Below are 8752 nucleotides of genomic sequence, written 5' to 3'. Positions count from 1 at the left end.
CCGACCGCCGGGAGTGAAGAACCGGGCTACAGGGGCCCCACCCTCGAGCGGCGGAGCCGCTCCAAAATCACAGCCCGCCCCTTCGCGGAGGGGCACATCCAAACCCCCTCCCCGGCGGAGCCCGCTCCGAATCACTGCTTCAGATAACCCGGGACATCATCGGTGCAGGTGTAGATCGCGGCGGACGAGGGCGGCTCACCGGTCTCGATCACCGTGCTCACCTTGACCGTTTCCTCCCCGGGCGAGGGTTCGACCACCACCTCCCGGCGGCCCACCTCGGTGAGGTCGCGGGCCATGGCCCGGACCACGCAGACCACCGGTCGCGTCGGGTCGGCGCGGGTCAGCCGGAGACGTAGTTCCACCGAGGAGTCGTCGATCACCGTGTAGCCGAGTTGCTCGGATTCGATGTCCTTCGGGCCGAATTGTCTCCAGCCGAGGTAGGCGACACCGATACCGGCCAGCACCACCGCGACCGTGAGCGCGGCCCCCCAGCGGCGCAGATTCGATCGGCCGCCGCGGGTGTGTCCGTACCGGTCGGCGTACCGGTCGGCGGCGGTTTCCGGCGTGGTCGCGGTGCCGGTGTCCGGGCCCCCGGTAGCCGCCGTCGCACCGGTGTGCGGGGTTTCCGGCGTGGGCTCGGTCATGATTTCGTGCTCCCGGGGGGTAGGTCGGAACAGAATCGGTCCAGATGGAACTATAGGTAATGGAGTCCGACCACCCGCGACCGAGAGCGACGGTGAACGAGAAGTGAGTGGCCTTCGCCTCATGGCGGTGCACGCACACCCCGACGACGAATCCAGCAAGGGCGGTGCCACCACCGCGAGGTACGCCGACGAGGGACATGATGTCCTGGTCGTCACGCTGACCGGCGGTGAACGTGGCAGCATCCTCAACCCCGCGATGGATACGCCGGGTGTGCTGGAGCGCATGAACGAGATCCGGCGCGAAGAGATGGCCGCCGCGGCCGACGCGCTGGGAGTACGGCAGACCTGGCTCGGTTTCATCGACTCGGGATTGCCCGAGGGCGATCCACTGCCGCCGCTGCCGGAGGATTCGTTCGCGCTGGTTCCGCTGGAGGTGGCCACCGAGGCGCTGGTGCGGGTGGTGCGGGAGTTCAAACCGCATGTCATCACCACCTATGACGAGATGGGCGGCTATCCGCACCCCGACCACATTCGATGCCACGAGGTATCGGTGGCGGCGTACGAGGCCGCCGGAGACCCGGAGAAGTTTCCCGGCGCGGGCGCCCCGTGGACGCCGCTGAAGCTGTACTACGACCACGGGTTCACCATCCGCCGGATGGAGGTGTTCGCCGAGGAGTTCGCGAAGATGGGTGAACCGTTCCCGCTGCAGGAATGGCTGGACCGGTCGCGTAAGTACGCGGTGGAGCGCGGCGACATCATGGCCCGGGTCACCACCCAGGTCGAATGCGGTAAGTACTTCCCGCGCCGCGACGACGCGTTGCGCGCGCACGCCACCCAGGTCGACCCGAACGGCGCGTTCTTCGCCATTCCGCTGGAGATGCAGCAGCGGCTGTGGCCGACCGAGGAGTTCGAACTGGCCAAGACCCGGGTCCGCACGGATATCCCGGAAACGGACCTGTTCGCCGGCATCACCGACGAGCACCGCTGATGCCGGTGTCCCAGCTTCCCGCCCTCACCGCCACGCTGCTGGCGCAGACTCCCGGCACCCCGACCGGCCCGGAGTTCGGCAAGGCCTCGCCGCTAGGGCTGGCCGTCGTCCTGATCCTGCTGGCCGGCACGTTCCTGCTGGTCCGTTCGATGAACAAACATCTGAAGAACCTGCCGGAGACCTTCGAGCCCGAACATCCGGAACCGGATCAGGAGGCCGACGAAGGCACCGAGCACGGTGTCGCCCGGCGACCGGAGTCGACCACCAACGGCGCCTCCGGCGACGGCGAGCGGTCCACCTAGCGTCGTCCGGCCGCGGACCGGTCCTCCGGCGAGCGGCCGGTTCGCCCGGGCGGGCGGTCACCAGTCGATCAGGCCCAATTCGTGCAGCCGGCGGAACACCAGCAGGGAACCCGGCGCGACTTCGGGCATCGCCGCGTATTCGCCGCCGGTGAAGTAGCGGAACTCGGCGATCTCGCTCGCGGGTCGCGGTTCCTCGCTGATATCGGCCAGGAAGCACGTCATATGTAACTGCGTTCCGGCGGCGTGCCCGTATGCCTCGGCGCGGAAGACACCGAGTTCGGTCACCCCGTCGACGTCCACCCCGAGCTCTTCGCGGACCTCCCGGTGCAGCGCCTGTAGTGCGCTCTCGCCGGGATCGATCTTGCCGCCCGCCATATAGAACACGGTTTTTCCGGCCGATCGGGTCTGGATCAGGCGACGGTCGCGGATATGGGCCAGGGCGGCGGTTCTGATCACCCGTTCACGGTAGGAGAGGGGTTGCGCGCGGCGCCCGGCAGGTGAGCGAGCCCGCGGGGAACCCGAATCCCGCGGGCCGTCATTTCAACCGGCCGTAGGGAACGGTCTCTGCTTGCTCCCCCTGGCTCCGCCAACCGGTTTCGGCCGGTTCCAGCGATGAGCCGGACCGGGTGCGATCCCTGGGCCACGGCTCTTTCAGGTGAATTTGTATGTCGTCCTGAATGATTCGTGCCAGCTCCATCGCGAAGCCTTCCCCCGAGCTGCTCTGCGATTCGGTCGGATCGAGGGCGGCGGAGGTGCCCGCTTGCGGTATCGAGATGCTCACCCACGCGGCGGGTGCCGACCGTCCGATCTCCTCATGGAACTCCCGCCAGTCATCGGGGTATTCGGTTTCCACCCGTGCCCGCAGCCCGAGGGAAGCCTCGATATCGGCCGCGAGGAGCCGCGCTCCTCTGACCGCCTCGTCGATATCCACGATTCCACCCTGGCACTCGGTGGGCTCCGGCGCCCGCGGGGCTCGGCAGGTGGGCCGTGCGCGTGAGAGGGTGGAGTGGTGAACCGGCTCGGAAGTGCTACCTCCCCGTACCTGCGTCAGCATGCGGACAACCCGGTGCACTGGCGGGAATGGGATGCCGACGCGCTGGCGGAGGCCGCGGCGCGGGACGTCCCGATCCTGCTCTCCATCGGGTACGCGTCCTGCCACTGGTGTCATGTGATGGCCTACGAATCGTTCGCCGACGAGGCCACCGCGGCGCAGATGAACGACGAGTTCGTCTGTATCAAGGTGGACCGGGAGGAACGCCCGGATCTGGACGCGGTGTACATGAATGCCACCGTCGCCATGACCGGGCAGGGCGGCTGGCCCATGACCTGTTTTCTCACCCCGTCCGGGGAACCGTTCTACTGCGGCACCTACTACCCGAAGGTGCCCCGCGGCGGGATGCCCTCGTTCACCCAGCTGCTCACCGCGATCACCGATACCTGGCGTAACCGCCGCGCCGACGTCGACACCGCCTCCGAACAGGTCGCCGAGGCGCTGCGTGCCCAGTCCGGCGGTATCCCGCGCTCCGAACTGACCGTCACCGCCGAACTGCTCGACCACGCCGTAGCCGCGGTGGTCGGAGATTTCGACGCGACGCACGGCGGTTTCGGCGGGGCGCCGAAGTTCCCGCCGGCCGCGTTGCTGGAGGGGCTGCTGCGCAGCTGGGAACGCACCGGCGACGCCGAGGTCCGCGCGGTGGTGGACCGGACCGCGGAGGCGATGGCCCGCGGCGGTATCTACGACCAGTTGCGCGGCGGATTCGCCCGGTACTCGGTGGACGCGGCCTGGGTCGTCCCGCATTTCGAGAAGATGCTCTACGACAACGCGCAACTGCTGCGGTTCTACGCCCACCTCGCCCGCCGCACCCCCGGCGATCCGCTGCCGCGCCGGATCACCGAGGAGCTGGTGTCTTTCCTGTTCGACGATCTGGCCACCGCGCACGGCCTGGCCTCCGCCTTGGACGCCGACACCCATGTGGAACCGGGCCTGCCCGGTGTCGAGGGCGCCACCTACGTCTGGAATCCGGCCGAACTGGTGGGTGAGCTCGGTCCGATCGAGGGCGCCTGGGCCGGTGAGGTCTTCGGCGTCACGACGGCGGGGAATTTCGAACAGGGCAGTTCGGTGCTCACCCTGGCACACGACCCGCAGGAGCCCGAGCGTTTCGAACGTGCCCGCACCGCGCTGCGTGCCGCCCGCGCCCGGCGTCCGCAGCCCGACCGCGACGACAAGGCGGTGACCGCCTGGAACTGCATGGCCGTCACCGCCCTCTGCGAGGCCGCCCACGCCCTGGACCGCCGCGACTGGTTCGACGCCGCCCACGAGCTGTCCCGGGTGATCCTGGACGGTCATATGGTCGGCGACCGGGTTCTGCGCGCCGCGCTCGGCGGAGTACCGGGGGCCGCGCCGGGTGTGCTCGAGGACTACGCGTGGCTGGCGACCGCGCTGCTGGCGCTGCACCAGTACTCCGGGTCGGCGGGCTGGCTGCCCGATATCCACCGGGTCCTCGATGCCGCGATCACCCATTTCGCCGATCCCGCGGAACCCGGCAGCTGGTTCGATACCGCCGACGACGCCGAAACCCTGATCACCCGCCCCCGCGACCCCGTCGACGGCGCGACCCCCGCCGGGGCTTCGGTACTGGCCGAGGCGTTGCTGACGGCCGCCGCCGTCGTCGAACCCGAGCGGGCGGGCCGCTACCGCGAGCTGGCCGAGCAGACCCTCGCGCGCGGCGCGGTGGTGCTGGCGAAGGCACCGCGGTCGGCCGGGCAGTGGCTCACCGTCGCCGAGGCTGCGCTGCGGGGGCCGCTGCAGGTCGCGATCGCCATCACGCCGGGTGAGGAGCCGGTGGGCGATACCGAGTTGCTGGCCGCGACACGCGCCCACGCGCCCGGCGGGACGATCGTGATCCGGGCGGCCGCGGATACGGTTCCGCTGCTGGCCGCCCGGCCGCCCGCCGAGGACACCGCGGCGGCCTATGTCTGCCGCGGGACGGTATGCGACCTGCCGGTGACCACACCGGAGGAGTTGCGTGCGGCCTTGACCCGGCCGGCCGTCTGACCGGTCGCGCGGGCGGGGCGTGCCAGGAACTACGGCGGTGGCTCCCGGGCGATATCGGTCCACGAGGGCGCCGGCTCACTGATACCGCGCAGCGCGACGGCCCCGTACTTTTCCCAGCGGGCCCGTTCGTTCGCGTCGGCGGCGTCGATCACGCTCTGTGAGACCAGGATCCGCCGCGGGACCTCCTTGGCCCGGGTGGTGAGCCGGGCCGCCGCGTTCACCGCGTCCCCGATCACCGTGAACTCCCGGCGGGTATCGGTGCCGACATCGCCGGCGAAGACCCGCCCGCGCGCCACCCCGATCCCGATATCGAGTTCGCCCGCCGCCAGCACCTCGTCCCGGATGCGCCGCGCCGCGCGCAGGGCGGGTGTCGCGTTGTCCGCCAGTGCGATCGGGGCGCCGAAGATACAGAGGGCGGCATCGCCCTCGAACTTGTTGACCAGGCCGTCGTTGTCCTCGGTGGCGGCGACCACGGTGGCCAGCAGCCGGTTGAGTTTGGCGACGAACTCCTGCGGTGGCAGTCCGGTGGAAATCGCGACCGAACCGGTGACATCGACGAACAGCGCCGACACCTCACGGACGTCGCCGGTGAGATCGACTCCGCCCGCCAAGGCCCGTTCGGCCACCTCCTCACCGACGTGACGGCCGAACACATCCCGCATCCGCAGACGTTCGCGCAGGTTGGCCGACATCTCGTTGACCGAATGCTCCAGCCGGCCGATCTCGCTGGCGCTGCCCACCGACACCCGGACATCCAGATCGCCCCGGGTGATCCGGTCCACCGCGATCCGCAGCATCCGCAGCGGTGTCGCCACCGCGCGGGCCAGCGCGGCGGTGGCGAGCACCCCCACGGCCAGACTGATGGCGGCCAGGTAGATGCCGGTGCGGATGCGGTGATCCTCGGTGGTGGCCGGATCGGCCAGCACCACGATCAGCGCGCTCAGCGGCATCGCGCCGGATACCGCCCAGGCCAGCACGACCCGGGCGAAGACCGAGGAGCTCCAGTGCATGGTCGCGCCGAGGACACCGGCCACGATGGGGACCACGGGGCGGATCAACCGGTCGACGATCAGATACGTCAGGCCCGCCGATTCCAGGCCACCGATGGTGAACATGGCCAGCAGGACGGTGAAATCGTTCTCCGGAGTGAAACGGGCCAGCAGGGTCGCCGAGAGTACGACCCCCGGCGCCCACATCACCAGCGACCGCATGGTCACTCCGGCGGGCAGATGCAGTAGCCGCCGGGCCTCCTCCGGTGTCGGCTTACCGGAACGGTCGAACCAGGCGAAGTAGGCGTCCCGGTCGCGGATCGCCAGGCCGATGCCGATCAGGAAGGCGACCACCGGGTAGATCGAAACGGTGATCAGGCCGCGGGCCAGGTCGTCGCCGAGCCGGCCGGGGAATCCGATGAGGATGAGCTGGGTGGCGATCACCGCCAGACCGCTGAGATGGGCGGCGATCACCATCGTCGCCAGCCCCCAGCGGGCCCGCACGGACCACAGCATGAGCCGCGCGAGGGCTCCGGAGCGGGGCCGGAGCCGCCCGGTGATATCGGTCATGCCGAGCTACCCGCCGTGGCCGCGATGGCGCAGGCGGCCGGTATCGAGGGACACGAAAGAGCAGCCTAGCCGAGTAGCACCAGCCATACGGCCGCGTAATGACACAGCGCCGCGAGCACGGTCGCGGCGTGGAAGAACTCGTGGTGGCCGAAGACGCCGGGCCACGGATTGGGCCAGCGGGTGGCGTAGAGCACCGCGCCCACGCTGTAGGCGAGCCCGCCCGCGACCAGCAGGATCACCGCGGGCAGTCCGACCGAACGGTACAATTCGCCGCCCACCGGGACGACCGCCCAGCCGAGCAGCAGATACAGCGGGACACCCACCCAGCGCGGGGCCTGCGGCCACAGCAGTTTCAGCGCGACACCGGCCAGCGCCCCCGCCCAGACCACCACCAGCAGAATGCGGCCGGTGCGCCCCGGCAGGCCGAGCAGTGCGAACGGGGTGTAGGTACCGGCGATGAACAGGAAGATCATCGAGTGGTCGGCGCGTTTCATCCGGACCCGCGCGCGGACCGTCGTCCAGGTGATCCGGTGGTAGGTGGCACTCACCCCGAACAGCGCGCAGATCGTGAGCCCGTAGATCAGGGTGGCCACGACCGCGGTCGCCGATACCGTCGTCGCGGCGGCGACCAGCACGATCACCGCCAGTGCCGCGAACCCGGTGGCCCAGGTGTGTATCCAGCCGCGCATCCGGGGCTTGGTCAGAACGGCGAGCGAATCGGCCGGATTCGGTATCGGGTCCTCGACCGCGGTGTCGAGCGGCGGCGCCTGGCCGAGCGCGGTATCCGGTGGCAGGCCGTCGCCGGAATCCGGGTGCGGGGCGGTGGGGGCCGAGTCGGACACGGAACCTCCTGGGTCGACAGTGCGGGCCGTTCACGCGGCGCGGGGCCGGACGGATGCCCCTGCTCCCGGGCGGCGCCTCGTCGCGCTGCCGGGGGCGGATTCCGAACCGGCGGGTAACCTACGCAAGCGTAGGTTTTTCGGTTGTCACTCTACCGGCTCGCCGCGCCGGGCGGGCGCGGACCGCGTCGCCCACAAGTACAGAGGAAACCCGGAAAAGGCGTACTGTTGGGCGTCGTGGAATTTCCGAGTCGGCTGCGGGGCTTTCCGTATCGCGTCTACGAGGCCCGTCTGGCCAAGCAGCTTGCGGACAAACAGCATCCCCGCCACGTCGCCGTGGTGTGTGACGGCAACCGCCGCTGGGCCCGGGAGAACGGGTTCACCGATATCACCCACGGGCACCGCGTCGGCGCCCTCAAGGTCGCCGAACTGGTCAGCTGGTGTCAGGCCGAGGGGATCGAGCTGGTCACCGTGTACCTGCTCTCCACCGAGAACCTGCGCCGCGGCCAGGAAGAACTGGAAACCCTGTTCGAAGTCATCACCGACGTCGTCGAAGAGCTCGCCGCCCCGGAACAGAACTGGCGGGTCCGCATCGTCGGCACCCTCGACGGCCTCCCCGATCTCGTCGCCAAGCGGATGAGCGCCGCCACCGAACGCACCCGCGAGAGCACCGGAACCCACGTCAACGTCGCCATCGGCTACGGCGGCCGCCAAGAAATCGCCGACGCCGTCCGCCAGCTGGTCCGCCAAGAGATCGCCGCCGGGGAAACCGGCGAGGACCTGGTCCAGTCGATCACGGTCAACGCGATCGGCCAGCACCTCTACACCTCCGGCCAGCCCGATCCCGACCTGGTGATCCGCACCTCCGGCGAACAACGCCTCTCCGGCTTCCTGCTCTGGCAGAGCGCCTACTCCGAAATCTGGTTCACCGAGGTCTACTGGCCCGAATTCCGCCGGGTCGACTTCCTACGCGCCCTCCGCGACTACGCCGCCCGCCACCGACGTTATGGAACATGAGTTGCTGTAATTTTGGAGCGCCTCCGGCGCTCGAGGGTGGGGCCCTATTAACCCGGTTCTTCACTCCCGCCGGTCGGTCGCTGCGCTCCCTCCCTCTGATCGCTCCAGAACCGGGCGGGCCCCACCCTTGACGGATGCGACCATCCGGATAAAACGCAAGACCCCCGCGACCCCGGCCCCGCCCTACGCCACACTCGGATCCAGTACCAGCGTCACCCCGGCACCTCGGGTCCGGTACCAGCGACACCACCGGTTCCGATCCGTATCCGGCTCAACCAGAGAATGGGTCACCTCCTCGGCGCCGAGTTCAGCGAGGCCCACAAAGGGTTCGGCCCGCGTCTGCTGTCA

9 protein-coding genes are annotated in these 8752 nt (G+C 69.7%); 4 read left to right on the top strand and 5 right to left on the bottom strand.

Annotation, left to right across the window (positions count from 1 at the left end; genetic code table 11):
• Positions 1-131 precede the first annotated feature (131 nt).
• Positions 132-644 carry a DUF4307 domain-containing protein gene (locus tag ACWDU1_RS25005; protein WP_450002049.1) on the bottom strand — a complete coding sequence of 171 codons (513 nt, stop codon included), beginning with the start codon at positions 642-644 and terminating at the stop codon, positions 132-134.
• Between the two features lie 121 nt (positions 645-765).
• Here ACWDU1_RS25005 and mca point away from each other — a divergent pair, with 121 nt between their 5' ends.
• Both mca and ACWDU1_RS24995 read left to right on the top strand, forming a co-directional pair.
• Positions 766-1632, top strand: coding sequence for a mycothiol conjugate amidase Mca (gene mca / locus ACWDU1_RS25000; protein ID WP_450002047.1), 867 nt, complete (start codon positions 766-768; stop codon positions 1630-1632).
• On the top strand, positions 1632-1934 hold the full coding sequence (locus ACWDU1_RS24995; RefSeq protein WP_450002045.1) for a hypothetical protein: 303 nt from the start codon (positions 1632-1634) through the stop codon (positions 1932-1934). Before mca ends, ACWDU1_RS24995 begins: the two co-directional genes overlap by 1 nt.
• A 57-nt stretch (positions 1935-1991) precedes the next feature.
• On the opposite strand, the gene ACWDU1_RS24990 is transcribed toward ACWDU1_RS24995, so the two are convergent.
• Together ACWDU1_RS24990 and ACWDU1_RS24985 are read right to left on the bottom strand one after the other, a co-directional pair.
• Positions 1992-2390 carry an NUDIX hydrolase gene (locus ACWDU1_RS24990; protein WP_450002043.1) on the bottom strand — a complete coding sequence of 133 codons (399 nt, stop codon included), beginning with the start codon at positions 2388-2390 and terminating at the stop codon, positions 1992-1994.
• A gap of 79 nt (positions 2391-2469) precedes the next feature.
• Entirely contained in the window at positions 2470-2865 is a 396-nt protein-coding gene (locus ACWDU1_RS24985; protein ID WP_450002041.1) for a hypothetical protein, read from the bottom strand.
• A 78-nt stretch (positions 2866-2943) separates the two neighbouring features.
• Here ACWDU1_RS24985 and ACWDU1_RS24980 point away from each other — a divergent pair, with 78 nt between their 5' ends.
• Positions 2944-4989 (top strand): thioredoxin domain-containing protein, encoded by a 2046-nt coding sequence (locus ACWDU1_RS24980; RefSeq protein ID WP_450002039.1) that lies wholly within the window; start codon positions 2944-2946, stop codon positions 4987-4989.
• Positions 4990-5018: 29 nt separating this feature from the next.
• Here ACWDU1_RS24980 and ACWDU1_RS24975 read toward each other — a convergent pair whose 3' ends face one another.
• On the bottom strand, positions 5019-6548 hold the full coding sequence (locus ACWDU1_RS24975) for an adenylate/guanylate cyclase domain-containing protein (RefSeq protein WP_450002038.1): 1530 nt from the start codon (positions 6546-6548) through the stop codon (positions 5019-5021).
• A 65-nt stretch (positions 6549-6613) separates the two neighbouring features.
• Positions 6614-7282, bottom strand: a complete 669-nt coding sequence (gene trhA, locus ACWDU1_RS24970; protein ID WP_450002051.1) for a PAQR family membrane homeostasis protein TrhA — start codon at positions 7280-7282, stop codon at positions 6614-6616.
• Positions 7283-7615: 333 nt separating this feature from the next.
• Between trhA and ACWDU1_RS24965 the strand changes: the two genes are divergently transcribed.
• On the top strand, positions 7616-8404 hold the full coding sequence (locus tag ACWDU1_RS24965) for an isoprenyl transferase (RefSeq protein ID WP_450002036.1): 789 nt from the start codon (positions 7616-7618) through the stop codon (positions 8402-8404).
• Positions 8405-8752: the final 348 nt, after the last annotated feature.

The sequence above is a fragment of the Nocardia sp. NPDC003345 genome (genome assembly GCF_053589395.1).
This window is presented reverse-complemented; position numbering and strand designations above follow the sequence as displayed.

What these genes read in the sequence shown, in the direction of transcription:
- ACWDU1_RS25005 (WP_450002049.1), bottom strand. Translation starts at nt 644, where the DNA reads ATGACCGAGCCCACGCCGGAAACCCCGCACACCGGTGCGACGGCGGCT.
- mca (WP_450002047.1), top strand. Translation starts at nt 766, where the DNA reads ATGGCGGTGCACGCACACCCCGACGACGAATCCAGCAAGGGCGGTGCC.
- ACWDU1_RS24995 (WP_450002045.1), top strand. Translation starts at nt 1,632, where the DNA reads ATGCCGGTGTCCCAGCTTCCCGCCCTCACCGCCACGCTGCTGGCGCAG.
- ACWDU1_RS24975 (WP_450002038.1), bottom strand. Translation starts at nt 6,548, where the DNA reads ATGACCGATATCACCGGGCGGCTCCGGCCCCGCTCCGGAGCCCTCGCG.